This is a genomic window from Claveliimonas sp. (genome assembly GCF_037273965.1).
Taxonomy (GTDB): domain Bacteria; phylum Bacillota; class Clostridia; order Lachnospirales; family Lachnospiraceae; genus Claveliimonas; species Claveliimonas bilis.
This window is the reverse complement of sequence record NZ_JAYAZJ010000052.1, coordinates 1-15,752: the sequence shown is the minus strand read 5'-3', so window position 1 is coordinate 15,752 and position 15,752 is coordinate 1. Positions and strand designations below refer to the sequence as shown.

Here is a 15,752-nt window from a genome sequence, read left to right as displayed (position 1 = left end):
ATCATGAAGGCTGCAGAAGAAGATACAGATGCGGTGATTCCTGTTGGAACAGATGGAAAAATCCACGGGCTTGGAGGACTCTACCGAAAGCGTGCGGCTCTTACAATAGAAAATTCGCTGAAAAATGGCGAGCGGAGGGTGCAAAAAATCCTCAAGACCATGAAAGTGGAATATGTCTCAGCAAAACAGCTTTCAGGCGGAGAAGAAAAACTTCGAAACATCAATACTTTGGAGGAATACAAGAAATTTATGGATCGGAAGTCATCCACAGAGATTCCGGTTTATTCTGTGGTAGGGTATTCCGGGAGCGGCAAAACTACTTTTTTAGAAAAATTGATTCCGGAGCTGAAAAAACGTGGACTGCGTGTAGCAGTTGTGAAACATGACGCCCATGAATTTGAGATAGACCGGGAAGGAAAAGACAGCTATCGTCTTACAGCGGCGGGGGCGGACGTGACAGGCCTGATTTCAGATAAAAAGGCGGTACTGATGGAAAATCGGCCGGTCTTGCCGGCGGAGATCATCGGGAAGATCGATCAGGTGGACGTTATACTGACAGAAGGCTTTAAGGCGGAAAATTGGCCTAAAATCCTGGTGTATAGAAAAGACAGCGGACAGCCGGCGGCTGCGGATCCTCAAAATTGTTTTGCTGTGGTAAGTGATACTGCAGTGGGAGAAAATAATCGGGTGTTTGATCTAAATGATGCGGCTTCCGTTGCCGGACTTATTGTACAAGAGGTATTGGAAGGATGGAAAGAAAGACATTAGAAGAAGCAGTGAGATTGATCAGGGAAAATGTCCAGGCTGTTGGAACAGAGAGCTTGCCGGCTGCATTATGCCTGGGGCGCACTCTTGCGGAGGATGTATATGCGGACATTGACTATCCTCCTTTCCCCCGGTCGGCCATGGACGGCTATGCTGTGAAAAGCCGGGATACAAAGGAGGCCTCCCAGCAGAATCCTGCTGTGCTTGGTGTCATAGATCGTGTCTGTGCGGGAGAAGTATCAGGAAAAACGCTTTCAGACGGACAGGCAGTGCGCATTATGACAGGAGCAGCCATACCGAAAGGCGCTGACTGCGTCATTCGGCAGGAGGATACGGATTACGGGAAAGAACAGGTACAGGTCTTCCATCCCGGAACAGAAGGGAAAAACTGCTGTCAGGCGGGAGAAGATTTTCAAAAGGGAGACAGGATTGCCGAAAGAGGGCAGGAAGCAGACGCCTCTGTGCTTGCTGCTCTTACAGTGGCCGGCAAAGACCTGATCAAAGTGTACCGTCGTATCAGAACAGCCGTGATCACTACAGGGGATGAACTGTGTACACCGGGTGAAGAGCTTGGCTATGGGAAAATCTATGATTCCAACAGGGTGTATTTTACAGCCAGACTTCAGCAGGTGGGATGCAGCGTAGGGCAGGCGGAATGTGTCGGGGACGATCCGGAGACGATTCGCAGTGTTCTGCAAAAAGCCGCAGAAAGTGCAGATCTGATCATTACAACAGGAGGCGTGTCTGTGGGAGAAAAGGATTATCTGCCCGGGCTGGCAAAAGAGATGGGCGGCAGGATCATTTTTCATGGAATCCATGTCAAGCCGGGAATGCCTACCATGTTTTTTACTCTGGGGAAAACATTTGTCCTTTCTCTTTCAGGAAATCCCTGCTCGGCGGCAGCGGTCTTTGAATTTTTGATACCCTATATTTTAGGGAGCATGCAGAAAAGGAAAACAGCAGGGCTTTTACCGGAGGAAGGAAGGCTTGCCAATCACTTTTCCAAAAAAACGCCGGTAAGAAGGCTCATAAGAGGCATTGTATCCGGAAATGAGATCTACCTGCCGGATAAACAGTCCAATGGAATGATACGAAACGGTATAGGTTGTAATTGCCTGGTTGATATACCGGAGGGAAGCGGAATATTGCAGGAAGGCTCAAAAGTCAGATTCTACAGAATATAGAGTCAGGCTTTTGAGCCTTTCTTTATTTTCGTTAGAAGGTACCGGAAATGTTTTAATATAAATAGAATTTTTCTATAAAGATATAAAAATTACCAATTTGACCGAAAATACAGGGGAAGAGTAAAATGGTTGTGGATATACTTGAAGATACAACTTAGATAACAGGAGGAAGGAAAAAATGAAAAAGAGAGTTGTGAGTGCCTTTCTGTGCGGTCTGATGGTAACAGGGCTTCTTGCAGGCTGCGGTGGAAACACAGGCGAGACAGAAAGCGGGGATCAAAGTACAGAAGAAAAGGAAACTCTGGAAGTATGGCTGCCGGCAAAATTAAACGGGGAAGATGAAGCAATCTGGGACGAAATATCCAAACCTTTTGAAGAAGAAAATAATGTGGATGTGAAATTCCAGTTCATCTCATGGAAAGAATATGAAACGAAGTATAATTCCGGTATTTCTACAAATAAAGGACCGGATGTAGGTTATATGTATGTGGAAATGTTCCCTACATACATTGATGCCGGAGCTGTGGAAGATCTGACAGACTATCTGACAGAAGAAGATTATGAAAACTACACAGTACTGGGTGACAATTACAAAATCTTCGGCAAGAATTACGGAATTGCCCAGGGCGGACCGGAAGCGGTTCTTACCATGTTCTATAATATGGATATCTTAAATGAGATTGGTGAAAAAGCGCCGGAGACATGGGAAGATGTTCTTCGTATCGCTTCAAAAGCAGGCAAGGATACTGACGGTGACGGGACAATAGATCAGTACGGAATCGCCCAGGGATGGGGACAGACTTTCTATCAGGATCTGAACTGGAACTGGTATTCCTTCCTCTACCAGGCGGGCGGCGATATCTTTGATGACGATGGAAAATGTATACTGGACAACGAAGACGGTATTGAGACAGCGCAGTTCTTATATGATCTGAAAAATACAGAAGGAGCACTTCCGGCAGATACCATGTCATTGACGAACAGTGAAGCATTTGAGAAATATTTCCTGACCGGAAAAGCTGCGATCGGATTTACAGGAGGCGGCTCCAGTACATTTGAGCAGCTCAAGTCAGCAGAGGATCCGTTTGAGTTTGGATTTTCCTATGATCTGAAAGGCTACAACGGAGATATGGGTGCAAGGGCCAGCGTAGACCAGCTGGTACTTATGTCCGCTGCAGAAAATAAAGATCTTGCATTCTCCTTCATCAAATATGTGACAGGAAGAGAAGGCGGAGAAAAATATCATGAATTGGCAAAAGCAAATCCGAATATGACAGATGAAAAATGGTATGGAGTTCCTGAAATGGAAGAACCTTATCTGGAGGCAGTGGAATCCTCTGTCATTCGTCCTATTAAGGCGGCAAGAAGGGCAACAGAAGTTTATGATTATCTGTGGAAAGATCTGCAGGAAATGATGAACGGTTCTATGACTCCTGAAGAGGCAATGAAGGATGTTACGGAATATGCAAATTCATTAGACTACCAGGCACCGGAAGAGTAACTTGAAGCAAAGAGAAGCAGAGGCATCCGAAGCCTTTGCTTCTCTTATTTTGTCGGATCGGGGTTCTGGCGCTGATTAAGAAAATGCAGAAGAAAAGGGGAAATTATGTATACAGAAGTCTATATGGATATTTTAAACAAATGCAATGCAAGATGTTTTTATTGCAAAACGGGGCAGAGCAACCTGACAGGACGCAGTAAAAAGGTTCCGGCCTACTATATGGATGTAAAGGCTTTTGATAAACTGGCAGTGCATATGCGCAAGTATAAAATCATTACAGAGGATTGTCTGTTCCGGATCTATAACTGGTATGAGCCCACATTAAATCCTCACCTTCCGGAGATCGTAAATTATATGTATGACGAAGGCCTTCGCATTGATATGAGTACAAATGCCGGACAGGTTCCGGACTTTTCCAGAATACGAACATGCACCCATTATGATGGAATGCTGTTTTCCATGCCCGGATTCAGCCAGCAGTCCTATGACAGGATCCATGGATTTTCTTTTGAAAAAGTAAAAGAAAATATCCGTGAGACAATGGAGTGTCTCAGGGAGAGAGGTTTTCAGGGGGACGCTTACATCAATTACCATTTATATCAGTTTAATATCGGGGAGATTTATGCGGCAAAAGAGTTTGCCGATGAATTAGGAATACGGATTCACAGCATATTCGCCTACTTTAACGGGACAAGGGGATTCCATGAATATGCCACGCAGACAATGAGCCGGGAAATGATGACAAGGGCGTCAAAAGATCTGTTCTTTTATTTTGTCAAGGATCTTCAGGCGGAGGAAGAGAAGTACCGGGAACTTTTCCGTGAGCCGCCGTCTATTACATTGAGCGAGTTCTGCAATATTCTCCCGGGAAGAGGAAGCAACGATGAAGATGCAGTTGCCAGCATTTTTGATATGAAGAGCTGCGAAGAGGTAGAAAAGCTGTATGAAAGTCTGAGAAGAGAAAAGGATCCGGATTTTGAAAAGATCCGGCTGTGGCCGATGAGCTATAAACTAAACCAGAATATTCTGTTTGATCTATAGGGAGAAAACAAATGAAAAGAAAAAGAGATTACAGCGGTTATCTTTATATTTTACCGTTTTTTATTTTGACAGTTGTTTTTTGGTTTCTTCCTATTTTCGTATCAGGCTGGTTTAGTCTGACAGAATACAATGCGCTGACAACACCCAGTTTTGTCGGGCTGAAGAATTACCAGGAACTGTTTCAGGATGAAACTTTCCGGAAATGTATTCGCAATACGCTGATCTTTGTGGTGACAGTAGTACCGGCAGAAACAGTTTTGGGACTTCTTACAGCCATATGGATCAATAACAGAAAGACAACTTTACTGGGAAAATTTGTGAGAAATGGCATGTTTATTCCAAGTCTCGCAGCATCAGGCGTTGTCAGCATTGTCTGGAGGATTCTGCTGAATAATGAAAATTCACCGCTCTACGCATTTTTAAAGCTGTTTGGTATCGACAGTACATTGATCCTGGGGTCAAAGGAAATGGTATTTCCGGCGCTTATCATTATGGATATCCTCATGGGAATGGGATATTATATGGTGCTTTACCTCGCGTACCTGGTGGATATCCCTGACAGCTATTATGAGGCGGCGCGTCTGGATGGAGCAACGAGGATGCAGACAATACGCTGGATTACGGCTCCTCTTATGAAGCCGGCGATCATTATGGTTGCGTTTCTGGGAGTTATTGCAACTTTCCAGTCTTTTGATATGGTATATGTGATGACAGGCGGCGGGCCAGGCAACGGCACCACCATGACTATTATGGTATACCTGTATCAGTACAGTTTCAAATATTCAAAAGTCGGTTACGGTATGGCAATCGGGAATATCCTGATCATTATGGTTGCCGTACTGACCTTTACACAGCGGCGGCTGATTAACAATAAAAATTCGGAATTATATTAGTTGAGGAAAGATTTCATGAAAAAGATAACAAATGCTGCATCGACAGTGCTGATGCTGGGACTCACGTTGATCATGCTGCTTCCTTTTGCGTATATGATCATTGTTTCGCTGCAGGAAACATACTCTCCCTATTTAATCAGCTTTGATTTCACTACCTATACACTGGGAAATTACAGTAAGGTTTTCCAGGTCAGCGGTTTTTCCCGCTGGCTGCTTAACAGTATTTTTGTGTCGGTATCAGGAGTAATCCTTACTTTATGTGTGTGTAACCTGGCGGCCTTTGCTTTTGCAAAAAAGAGATTCCCGGGGAATGATACTTTGTTTTTTATCCTTTTCCTTACCATGTGCATTCCATTTCCGGCAACGGTTGTACCACTTTGGCTGATGACAGGATGGGCAGGGCTGATTGATACGTTCTGGCCACTGATTCTTCCTATTCCGTCCATGCTGGGCGTTGTCCTGATCCGTCAGGCGATCGTTGCGATCCCAAGGGAGATGTTTGAATGCGCGCGTCTGGACGGATGTAATGATATGCGTATTTTTACGAAGATTGTTACTCCGATTATCCGGCCGATTCTGATCACTGTTGGGATCCTCTACTTTTCCAGAAGCTGGAACAGTCTGCTTTGGCCGCTGATTGTGGCGAATACGGACCTGACAAAGACGCTTCCGGTAGGACTTGCAGCCCTGCAGGGAACAACAGATGTTAATTATGGTATTACAATGGCAGGAGCAATGATGAATTTTCTTCCGCCGTTTCTTGTATATGTATTTTTACATAAATATTTTCTTGCAGGTATTGCAGGCAATGGATTAAAAAACTGAAGGAGGGTCTTATGGAGAAGAAAAGTTATCCGGTGATATGCAGATTCTGTGGGAACCAGTGTCATCTTATTGCAAAGACCGATGAAGCGGGGCAGGTTGCCCGTGTTTGTCCGGATCGGGATTACGGAACAATCTGGTGTCATACAGGAAAGAATGTTCTGGAGCTGACAGGTCATAAAGACAGAGTGAAAACTCCCTTAAAACGGACCGGGGAAAAAGGGGAAAACCGGTGGACGGCTATCAGCTGGGAGCAGGCTTTTAAGGAAATAGGTGAAAATTTCAAAAGGATCATGGATACATATGGACGGGATGCGCTTTTGGGGATCCGCGGATATAATAAACCCTATTTCAATGCATTTTATGAACGGCTGTTCAACCTTATCGGGACGGCCAATAGCATGGGCGCGGCCAACATGTGTCATATGGCCAGCATGGGAGCATACAGGGAGACATTTGGCTTCGCTCCGGCGCCGAAGATTACAGATAAAACAAGATTTATCGTTCTGTGGGGAAGCAATCCTTATCATACGGACAAAAGGGCAGCTTTTCGGATCAGCAATGCCCAAAAAAGAGGAGCAAAACTCATCGTTATTGATCCCTGCAGAAACAGGCACGCCAGGGAGGCGGATCTGTTTCTGCCTGTACAGGCCGGAACGGACATGCTTCTTGCGCTGGGGATGATCCGTATGATCATTGCCCGTGAATGGTATGATAAAGAATTTGTAGAAAAATATACCGAAGGTTTCAATGAATTGAAGGAACATGTGAAACAGTATGATCCCGGAGCAGTCAGCAAAAGGACCGGTATTTCTATGGAGAGTCTGGAAGCGGCAGCGAAGATGATCGCTTTGGAAAAACCGGGCGTTATTTTCCTGGGAAACGCCATGGATCATAATTTCGACGGATTCCAGAAATGCCGTGCCATTGACATTCTCCTTGCCATTACGGGAAATATAGATCTGGATGGAGCGATGACAGGAAGGGAACCCATGTCGGACAAAGCCAAAGAGCAAAGAGGAAGGATCGCTCTGCCGGAGAAATCTCCTTTCCGGGATCCGACAAGAAGGGAGAAGATCGTGGGATACTCAGAACATTTTCTGGATAATTTTAATGAGTCCAGCGGTGTGGATCTGGCAAAGGCAATACAGGAAGGAGATCCCTATCCGGTGAAAGCCGCCTATGTGCTCGGGGGCAATCCGGCAATGATCTGGGAAAACAGAAACAGGCTGACAGAGGCGTTTAAAGATCTGGAATTTATGGTGGTGACAGACTTTTTCCTGACTCCCACGGCAATGATGGCAGATATTGTTCTGCCCGCAGCTACTTATCTGGAATATGAAAGCGTATATATTGACGGTGATGACAATATCTATTACAGCCCGAATCTGTTCCCGGATTCCGGACAGAAAAGTGATCTGGAAATCCTCAATGAAATGGGAAAAAGTCTGGGATATACGTCATATTTCTGGAACACAATGGAAGATTACTGGAGAGAATTTTTAGACGTATATCATGTGGATCTGGACGTACTGCGGAAGGAAAGCAAGATTTCTGCAGGAACAAGCAAAGAGGGCTCTCCGGATATGACAGGCAGGTTTCGGGAGAAGGGATTTCCTACTGACAACGGGAAAATCCATATTTTCTCCAGAAAAATGAAGGAACAGGGAAACGATCCGCTGCCTGTTTACCATGAACTGCTGCAGGCAACAGAAGAATACCCTTACATTTCAACTAATTACAAATCAGAATTTTTCTATCATACTGCCGGCAGAATGATTCAGGGACAAAGGAAGCATGAAAAGGAAGCAGTAGCTTTTATCGGAGAAGATGTTGCCAGGGAAACAGGTATCAGAACAGGAGATATCCTGGTGGCGGCCAGTCCTTACGGAGAAGTGGAGCAAAGGGCTGAAGTTGTAGAAAATATGGCAAGGCGTACGGTAGCGCTGGCGCATGGCTGGTGGTATCCGGAAGAAGAGAAAACACCTTTTGATCTGCGGGCATGTTCCAATAATATTGTCCCGGATGATCAGCTTCGGGGAAGAGAGCTTCCTTCTTTTACGACAAGAGGAGTGCCCTGCAAAATATACAAAAAGAAGAAAGGGAATTGACAAATGAAATGCAATGAGCTTGGAAATCCTGTAGAATATGGCGAGATCTATACAAGCGGAGAAGAAAAATACAGAAGTGTGAATATTGACGGGGGAAGCACAGAGATGATCCAAAAGGAAATCTACCATTTGGAGGAGAAAGGCATTATCAGCCAGGATGCAGAGATCGCTTTGGAGATTCAGGAAATTTTAAACTATAATCCGGATGAGCTGTGCGGACTGACAGAAAAACTGTGCAGAACCCATGGAGTAAAGCTGAAACTGTTTTTGAAAGGGTTTTCCCAGAGATCTTATGACCGTCTGGGGGCAGGAGGATTTGAAGAGAACCTGAAAAGAGCGGAGGAAGTGATGGAAGGGATCCGAAAATCACAGGTGGACTGTGAAATAGAGATCGTCTATCTTTTGTACCAGTTTAATATGTGCGAAGTACATGCGGCAGCAGCATTTGTACGAGAGAGAAAGATCGGATTTTACTGCAGGTTTGCAGCCTTTGAAGATCTTGAAATGAAGAAAAAGTATCTGGCTCTGGAGATGCCTGTGGGGGACTTGATCCGATACAGCGAGGGTTATTTTTTTACGTATCTGGACGAGTTGGAGAACGGAGAAGAAACATCTTATGAAACATTCCGGCAGGAAAAGGCGATTCAAATTGACGGGCAGGGCAATGCAGTTTTAGAATGGTATGAAAAAGAACCGGAAAAGCGTCCGATCTGTTCCTTTTCCGATAAAAGGGAGCTGGATGAGTATTATAAAGAGAATTTCAGAGCAGCTTCCGAAGAACCCTATGCCGGTAAGGTCTGGCTCTGGGGACAGTGTGAAAATAAGAACAGAAATGAGCTGTTCCGGGTATAGACTTAAGAACAAAGAGAAAAGAGCTTCTTTCATGAATATTCAGATTCATGGAAGAAGCTCTTTTCTATTCTTCACTGCCGCCTAATAGATTGTTCAGAATGCCGGAGCTTACCAGATATACAAGATCAGAGTCCTGTACCTGCACGTAGCGGGTGTCGTCGTCTGTAGTATTTCCGATATACAGCGTAAAGGTCAGAGGATCCTCATCAGATTCTTCTTCAGAAGATTCATTGTAAGTCAGTTTCACTGTGATCCTGGAATCTTCATCCAGGCCAAAGGAAGCCAGCTCCTCGGCATCGGCATGATAGCTTGCAAGCTCCGTCAGACTCATGGCGCCGTATCCGCCGGCAATGGTAGAGATAGTTTCCGTCTGTTCGTCATTGTCAGATGAGTAGATTGTTGTTGTCCCGTTTTCGGTAATGTCAGCCTGTACAAGGTTTCCGCTTCCGATAGAGGGAATATCATCTTTTGCAACCATGGTATCAAGATCATACTGCATGGATGATACGACAGAGGATTCCACAGTATAAAGAGTATCTTCCTGCCCGTTTACAGCAAGGTAGTAATCTTCACCGGCGGAATCGCCGATGGTAACAGTTGTAAGAGTTCCATCCTGGTCTGTCAGCTCGATGGTATAGGCGGGGGAATCCAGCCCATAGTCCGAAAGGGCATCAGGATCGGAAATCTCCCTGGTAGCGCTAAGAGAACAGAAGGTATCTTCCATGGTTTCGATATAACTCTGCGTCAGAGGGATATCTCTGTCGTTAGAGACATACCAGGTATCTCCATCTTTTGTAAAGCTCATGGTGGTTCCCGCGCTGTGATCTGTGTAGGAAAGTGCCGAGAGGGACTCTAGGTCAAGTACAGATATTTGAGATTCCTCCCCGGCATTCTCATCCCCCTGTCCTTCGTAAGAGGACAGGGAAAGAAAGATCAGGATGAGTATGACAAAAAGTCCAAGAAGGATCAGCAATGTGCGGTGTTTTTTCATGTCCATATTCTTATGCCCTCCTTTAAGCTTTCCGGCGTTTCATCCACTGCCAGAGTCCGTAGATCAGGAAAATGACAGGTATGCCGACAATGGCGACAATGCCGATCAACCCGGTGTACTGCATCGTATTGTTTTCAAGCTGCAGACTCTTTGCCTCAATGGATAAGTTTTCCACATCATCAAAATTGGCGGTAACGGCATTCATGAACAAAGAGAGATTTTCGATGTTTGTGAACTGACTGGTAATTGTTTCATCGATCATGGAAGAGGAGCTGATGACTGTAAAACGGCTGTCATTTTCTGTGGCAGCAGCCCCCAGGATATAACTTCCCTCTTCTGTGTTTCCGTCTTCTGTCACAGCGTAACTGTTTGATGAGGTTGTCATGAAAGGAGTAAGGGTAATGGTGTCACGTGCAGGCGTTCCTTCTGTAAAGCCGTGAGCATTGGCAAGGAGCACCATCTGGGATTCTATATTTTCAGCCAGATCTCCGGATACACTAAGCAGCGGGAAAATATAGTAATAATTTCCCTGATAAGAGCGCTGCATATCTGCGATATACCCCTGGGACGGCTGAAGACCGTAAGTTTCCATCAGAGAAGAAAAATTAGGCATATCCGTCAAATCTTCTCCCTGTATAAAAAATACATTTCCGCCGTCTTCCATGTAGGAGGTAAGAAGATTCAGCTCATCTTCCGAAATGTCGGCAGACGGTGCATAAAACAGCAGAAGGTCGCAGTCCTCCGGTATGGAAGAGGCCATCATAAGATTCAGCTCCTCTGTGGTAAAAGAAGATTTCTTCATCAGATCTGTGACTGAAGATGGAAGAGAACTTTCTCCGTGCCCGCTCACCGTATAAATGGTTTTGCTGACATCAGTGGTAACATAATTCACAGCGCTTGTCAGTTGCCCTTCTCCGTCAAATTCAGACTCTGTAAGGCTGCCGGTAGTATAGTAGGACATTTCATCGTAAGTGATAATATCCTGGAAAGAAACAGTAGTGGTTTTCTCGGTATCAGAACAGGAGACAACAATAGTGTCAGATTCTGTCTCATATTCTGTCAGTGCAGACGGATGCAGAACCGGGTCGATCCATTCCACATTGATGTGGCTGGAAAGAGCTGCATACTTTTCAATAAAAGTCCGGATCCGTTCATCAGTACTGCTCTTTTCAGCGAGAATCGTAAAATCAACATCTTTATCCAGATCCTTTAAAAGATCCCGGCTGGTATCTGTAATTTCATAAATATTATTGGTGCTGATATCAATCTGCTTCAGGGAGCTGGGAAGTCTGCCGGCAATCAGATTAATAAAAACAACAATCCCTATGACAACGGCAGTCATTGCAAGGCTGTAACTGCCCTGCCGGGATGAAACAGTAGAAAACAAATTTTTGATTTTACCCATAGTGATATGCTCCTCCTAACTCCAGCGTCTTTTTTGTATGGACTGCATCGTCAGAAAAATAAACAGTCCGATGATGGAAAGATACAGAATAACCCCATTTGTGTCAAAAAGCTGATTTGATACAACATCTGTCAGAGGGGCCGTAAGATCCAGGCGTCCGAGAAAATCCGGAAGGAGATTTTCAAAAAGGCCGGAATCTGCCACATAGGGAATGATGCATGCGGCAAGCACGATCACTTCCAGAACACCGCCCAGAATATAATTGTGGGTAAGATGCCAGACAAGGGCGCATACAAGCGTAAATATCACGATAAGGATGAAAAGGTTCAAAAGAGCGGAAGAGGGAAGGAATCCGATCAGTCCGTCCCAGAGATACAGGATCAAAAGTACGCCGATGGATGAAAGAGCGGCGATGATCTGACTTTCTGTAAGGGAGGAAAGAAACATGCCAATAGATATGAAAACGCATCCAAGGAGAAAAAAGATCAGGATTCCGCTGTAGTCAGTCAAAAAATAGGCATTTCCCTGTATTTTAATGACGAGAGGAAAAAGGCAGAACACAATGTTGGGAATAAGGAAAACAGTTACCATAGCCAGATATTTTCCCATTACGATCTGTCCCAGGGACACAGGAGCTGTCAATAGAAGCTGATCTGTTTTGCTTTTGCGGTCCTCGGAAAAACTTTTCATAGTGAGCACCGGTATGGAAAGCATAAGAATAAATACAAGGGAGCTTAGCACATAAGAAAAAACGGGATATCCGTAAGTCAGATTATATGCCATAAAATAGACTCCTGTAAAAGCAAGAAAAAAGGCAATGAATACATAGCCGATCATGGAATGAAAATAAGAATCCAGTTCTCTTTTATAAATTGCTCTCATCATTCTCCTCCTCGTTCTCTTCCTGATTTTTTGATTTGGATTCCGGCAGCTTAGCCTCTGGAATCGTTTTCTTTTGTACTCGTGGGGATGATTTTTTAGAGGCTTTTGGCCGGACGATTTCAGGCGCTGAGGTAAGTTCCAGGAAAATATCCTCTAACGTTGTCCGGGTGTTTGCAAGACGCAGAAGAGGGAGCTTGCGATCAGCAAATGCCCAGAAGATATCTTCGCGGATATCTTTTTTCCCCGAGACTGTCAATACCGCGCTGATGCATCCGTTTTCATCAGGATCGGTATATTCGGCTTCCAGAACAGATGAAAGAGAGGCGACGGCTTCTTTCACGGAAGACAAGTTCCCCTTTGCAAGGAGTTCGATCGTCTCATTTCCCTGCATCTTATGTTCCAGATTTTCGGGAGTATCGCTTGCCACCAGTTTTCCCTGATAAATGATCATAATATGGTCGCAGATTTCCCGCACCTCAGAGAGAATATGTGAACTGAGAATGACAGTATGGTCCATGGCGAGACTGCGGATCAGCTGGCGTATCTCTATGATCTGCTGTGGATCAAGCCCGACTGTGGGCTCATCCAGAATGATGATCTCGGGAAAACCGACCAAAGCTCCTGCAAGTCCGACTCTTTGCCGGTATCCTTTGGAAAGATTTTTTATCAGACGGTTTCTGACAGAATCCAGTTTTACAAGACGGATGATCTTCTCAAGCTGCTCTTCCTGAAATGTTTTGCCGATCTTCTTCAGACAGAAAACAAATTTCAGATATTCCAGAACGGTCATATCCATATAGAGGGGCGGCTGTTCCGGCAGATAACCGATGTCCTTTTTGGCTTTATAAGGCTCTGTGAGAATATTGTGGCCATTAATGAGAACTTCTCCTTCCGTTGCTCCCAGATAACCGGTCATGATATTCATAGTTGTTGATTTTCCGGCGCCGTTTGGACCGAGAAAACCATAGATCTGCCCTTTTTTGATCGTAAAATTCAGATGATCCACGGCGGTATGTGATCCGTAGCATTTTACAAGATTTTTCACTTTGATCAATGCAGTACCTCCTCACTTCAGAGAATTTTTCTTTTTCATTTTAGAAACAGAATGTGTATAAAATGTGATGAAAGTCTGAAAAATTTTTGGGCATACAGGAAGAAAAGAAAAATGAATAAAATGGCAAAATTGCAGAAAGTAACTGTATGAATATTCAAAGAAAAAAGAAATTTATATAAAAAAGTGAAAAAATATACCTTGACAATACAGTCAGACAAGCATATAATACAATCCATATTTAAAAAGATGCAGGCAAAGAGGTTGTTGGACTGATTTTCCTGCGTCTTTTTTCATAAAAAGCCAAAATTATAGATATATTTTGGTAAAAATAAGTGCAATATAGCGGAAATGAGGTGTGAGACTAAATATTCAATAACTTGAAGAAAGAGAAATACAATTGCATGTTAAAGTTGTAACGATACTTGCTATTTTCAGAAAATTTTGGTAAAATAGAAAATAACAATACGGAAGAGAGGAATCAGAGAATGCTTTTCCGTGTACCGGTACGTTACAAAGTCAAAACAACAAGGCAAAAAGCAGCAGAAAACACAAAGGAATTTCAAAATGGAAGAGAAGGGGGCATTTTATGTTTGAAACAATCAGTAATGCGATCTATGATATTGATGCTGTGATTTGGGGCTGGTGGCTGATCATTCTGTTATTTGGTACCCATATTTTCATGACAATTCGTACTGGCTTTATCCAGAGAAAAACATTGAGCAAAGGAATTAAGCTTTCTGTAACCAGAGATCCGGATGCAGAAGGAGAGGTTTCCAACTTTGGAGCGCTTACAACAGCGCTTGCCGCTACCATCGGTACCGGTAATATTGTCGGTGTAGGTACTGCGATTGCTCTTGGCGGTCCGGGAGCTGTGCTTTGGTGCTGGCTTTCCGGTGTATTCGGAATTGCTACAAAGTATTCCGAATCTCTGATCGCGGTAAAATACCGTGTAAAGACAAAAGACGGACGTATGCAGGGCGGTGCCATGTATGCGCTTTCCAGAGGGTTAAAATGGAAAGGCCTTGGAAAAGTTCTTGGTATGATCTTCGCAATCTTCGCAGGATTTGCATCTTTTGGTATCGGCTGTGCTACACAGGTTAATGCGATTGCCAATATCGTGGAAGAAAACGTTGGTATTCCGGGATGGATCGTTGGTATTGTAATTGCTGTTCTTACTGCGATTGTTATTTTCGGCGGTATTAAGAGTATTGCAAGCGTGTGTGAGAAGCTGGTTCCATTTATGGCAATCTTTTATGTACTGGGATGTATTATTATTCTTGGCTTCAATTATGACTATATTATTCCTGCAATCAAGACAATCTGTACACTGGCCTTTACTCCGGGAGCAGCGGCAGGCGGACTTGTAGGAACAGGTATTATGGCTGCAATGCGTTTTGGTATTGCGAGAGGTCTTTTCTCCAATGAATCTGGTATGGGTTCTGCTCCTATCGCGGCGGCAGCAGCACAGACAAGAAATCCGGTTCGTCAGGCGCTGGTATCTTCCACAGGTACTTTCTGGGATACAGTAGTTGTATGTCTGATGTCCGGTCTTGTAATCGTAACTTCTGTTATGAAGAATCCAAACATCAATGCGGATGAGATCGAGGACGGTGGAGTTTTAACTACATTAGCATTCCAGCAGATTCCGTATCTTGGACCGATCATTCTGACACTCGGTATTATTTGTTTCGCATACTCAACAGTTCTTGGCTGGGCATATTACGGAGAACGTGCAGTAGAATACTTTGCAGGTAAAAAAGTACTTATCGGATATCGTATCCTTTATGTTGTTGTAGCAGCAATCGCTCCGGTTGTCGCACTTGACGTTGTATGGGCACTGGCAGATATCCTGAATGCTTTGATGGCTGTACCTAACCTGATCGCAGTTCTTCTGTTGTCAAATGTCATTGCCAGTGAAACGAAGAAGTACATTAATGATCTGGATGCCTGGGATGAAACCCCTGTTCCGGTTATCGATGACTGATAAAATAATTTTAAACGGAAAATGTCTTGACAAAATGATCTGAGAGAGGTAAAGTAATATCCATCAGATACATATAAGCAAAACCGATGAGAAAGAGAAGTAGATTATCATTGTAAGGTGAAAGAGAGCGGCAGATGGTGGAAGTGCCGTACTGGACGGATAGTTGAATGGACTTTCGAGGGCGGCCTGAAAACCGGAAATGGTGAGTATGGTTTGTCGGGAACCGAACCCGTTATCAATCAGGAGTGTATGTTAGTACATGAGAAA

At 44.2% G+C, this 15,752-nt stretch carries 13 protein-coding genes; 9 read left to right on the top strand and 4 right to left on the bottom strand.

Annotated elements, in window-relative coordinates:
* The 8 genes from mobB to WJ238_RS03710 all read left to right on the top strand — a co-directional run.
* On the top strand, window positions 1–768 hold a 768-nt coding region (gene mobB, locus WJ238_RS03745; protein ID WP_337606188.1), incomplete at its 5' end, for a molybdopterin-guanine dinucleotide biosynthesis protein B.
* Complete coding sequence (locus tag WJ238_RS03740) at window positions 750–1,949, top strand: molybdopterin molybdotransferase MoeA (protein WP_337606187.1); 1,200 nt, start codon at window positions 750–752, stop codon at window positions 1,947–1,949. The genes mobB and WJ238_RS03740, both read left to right, overlap by 19 nt.
* A 178-nt stretch (window positions 1,950–2,127) precedes the next feature.
* On the top strand, window positions 2,128–3,450 hold the full coding sequence (locus WJ238_RS03735; RefSeq protein WP_337606186.1) for an ABC transporter substrate-binding protein: 1,323 nt from the start codon (window positions 2,128–2,130) through the stop codon (window positions 3,448–3,450).
* Between the two features lie 105 nt (window positions 3,451–3,555).
* A complete protein-coding gene (locus WJ238_RS03730; RefSeq protein ID WP_337606185.1) occupies window positions 3,556–4,491 on the top strand; it encodes a radical SAM protein in 936 nt (311 codons plus the stop codon).
* 11 nt (window positions 4,492–4,502) lie between these two features.
* A complete protein-coding gene (locus WJ238_RS03725; protein WP_337606184.1) occupies window positions 4,503–5,384 on the top strand; it encodes a carbohydrate ABC transporter permease in 882 nt (293 codons plus the stop codon).
* Window positions 5,385–5,399: 15 nt separating this feature from the next.
* Window positions 5,400–6,209: a carbohydrate ABC transporter permease gene (locus WJ238_RS03720; protein ID WP_256193910.1), complete on the top strand. Its 810-nt coding sequence runs from the start codon at window positions 5,400–5,402 to the stop codon at window positions 6,207–6,209.
* 11 nt (window positions 6,210–6,220) lie between these two features.
* Entirely contained in the window at window positions 6,221–8,317 is a 2,097-nt protein-coding gene (locus WJ238_RS03715) for a molybdopterin-containing oxidoreductase family protein (RefSeq protein WP_337606183.1), read from the top strand.
* A 3-nt stretch (window positions 8,318–8,320) separates the two neighbouring features.
* Window positions 8,321–9,169, top strand: a complete 849-nt coding sequence (locus WJ238_RS03710) for a hypothetical protein (protein ID WP_337606182.1) — start codon at window positions 8,321–8,323, stop codon at window positions 9,167–9,169.
* A gap of 64 nt (window positions 9,170–9,233) precedes the next feature.
* Here WJ238_RS03710 and WJ238_RS03705 read toward each other — a convergent pair whose 3' ends face one another.
* From WJ238_RS03705 to WJ238_RS03690, 4 genes are read right to left on the bottom strand one after another with little or no spacing between them, the layout of a single operon-like run.
* Window positions 9,234–10,166 (bottom strand): DUF4340 domain-containing protein, encoded by a 933-nt coding sequence (locus WJ238_RS03705; protein WP_337606181.1) that lies wholly within the window; start codon window positions 10,164–10,166, stop codon window positions 9,234–9,236.
* Between the two features lie 16 nt (window positions 10,167–10,182).
* Window positions 10,183–11,565: a Gldg family protein gene (locus tag WJ238_RS03700; protein WP_337606180.1), complete on the bottom strand. Its 1,383-nt coding sequence runs from the start codon at window positions 11,563–11,565 to the stop codon at window positions 10,183–10,185.
* Between the two features lie 15 nt (window positions 11,566–11,580).
* Entirely contained in the window at window positions 11,581–12,447 is an 867-nt protein-coding gene (locus WJ238_RS03695; RefSeq protein WP_337606179.1) for an ABC transporter permease, read from the bottom strand.
* Window positions 12,431–13,501 (bottom strand): ABC transporter ATP-binding protein, encoded by a 1,071-nt coding sequence (locus WJ238_RS03690; RefSeq protein WP_337606178.1) that lies wholly within the window; start codon window positions 13,499–13,501, stop codon window positions 12,431–12,433. The genes WJ238_RS03695 and WJ238_RS03690 overlap by 17 nt, the downstream gene beginning before the upstream one ends.
* A 586-nt stretch (window positions 13,502–14,087) precedes the next feature.
* On the opposite strand from WJ238_RS03690, the gene WJ238_RS03685 reads away from it, so the two are divergent.
* Window positions 14,088–15,485, top strand: coding sequence for an alanine/glycine:cation symporter family protein (locus tag WJ238_RS03685; protein ID WP_337606177.1), 1,398 nt, complete (start codon window positions 14,088–14,090; stop codon window positions 15,483–15,485).
* Window positions 15,486–15,752: the final 267 nt, after the last annotated feature.

What these genes read in the sequence shown, in the direction of transcription:
- WJ238_RS03740 (WP_337606187.1), top strand. Translation starts at nt 750, where the DNA reads ATGGAAAGAAAGACATTAGAAGAAGCAGTGAGATTGATCAGGGAAAAT.
- WJ238_RS03735 (WP_337606186.1), top strand. Translation starts at nt 2,128, where the DNA reads ATGAAAAAGAGAGTTGTGAGTGCCTTTCTGTGCGGTCTGATGGTAACA.
- WJ238_RS03730 (WP_337606185.1), top strand. Translation starts at nt 3,556, where the DNA reads ATGTATACAGAAGTCTATATGGATATTTTAAACAAATGCAATGCAAGA.
- WJ238_RS03725 (WP_337606184.1), top strand. Translation starts at nt 4,503, where the DNA reads ATGAAAAGAAAAAGAGATTACAGCGGTTATCTTTATATTTTACCGTTT.
- WJ238_RS03720 (WP_256193910.1), top strand. Translation starts at nt 5,400, where the DNA reads ATGAAAAAGATAACAAATGCTGCATCGACAGTGCTGATGCTGGGACTC.
- WJ238_RS03715 (WP_337606183.1), top strand. Translation starts at nt 6,221, where the DNA reads ATGGAGAAGAAAAGTTATCCGGTGATATGCAGATTCTGTGGGAACCAG.
- WJ238_RS03710 (WP_337606182.1), top strand. Translation starts at nt 8,321, where the DNA reads ATGAAATGCAATGAGCTTGGAAATCCTGTAGAATATGGCGAGATCTAT.
- WJ238_RS03705 (WP_337606181.1), bottom strand. Translation starts at nt 10,166, where the DNA reads ATGGACATGAAAAAACACCGCACATTGCTGATCCTTCTTGGACTTTTT.
- WJ238_RS03700 (WP_337606180.1), bottom strand. Translation starts at nt 11,565, where the DNA reads ATGGGTAAAATCAAAAATTTGTTTTCTACTGTTTCATCCCGGCAGGGC.
- WJ238_RS03695 (WP_337606179.1), bottom strand. Translation starts at nt 12,447, where the DNA reads ATGAGAGCAATTTATAAAAGAGAACTGGATTCTTATTTTCATTCCATG.
- WJ238_RS03685 (WP_337606177.1), top strand. Translation starts at nt 14,088, where the DNA reads ATGTTTGAAACAATCAGTAATGCGATCTATGATATTGATGCTGTGATT.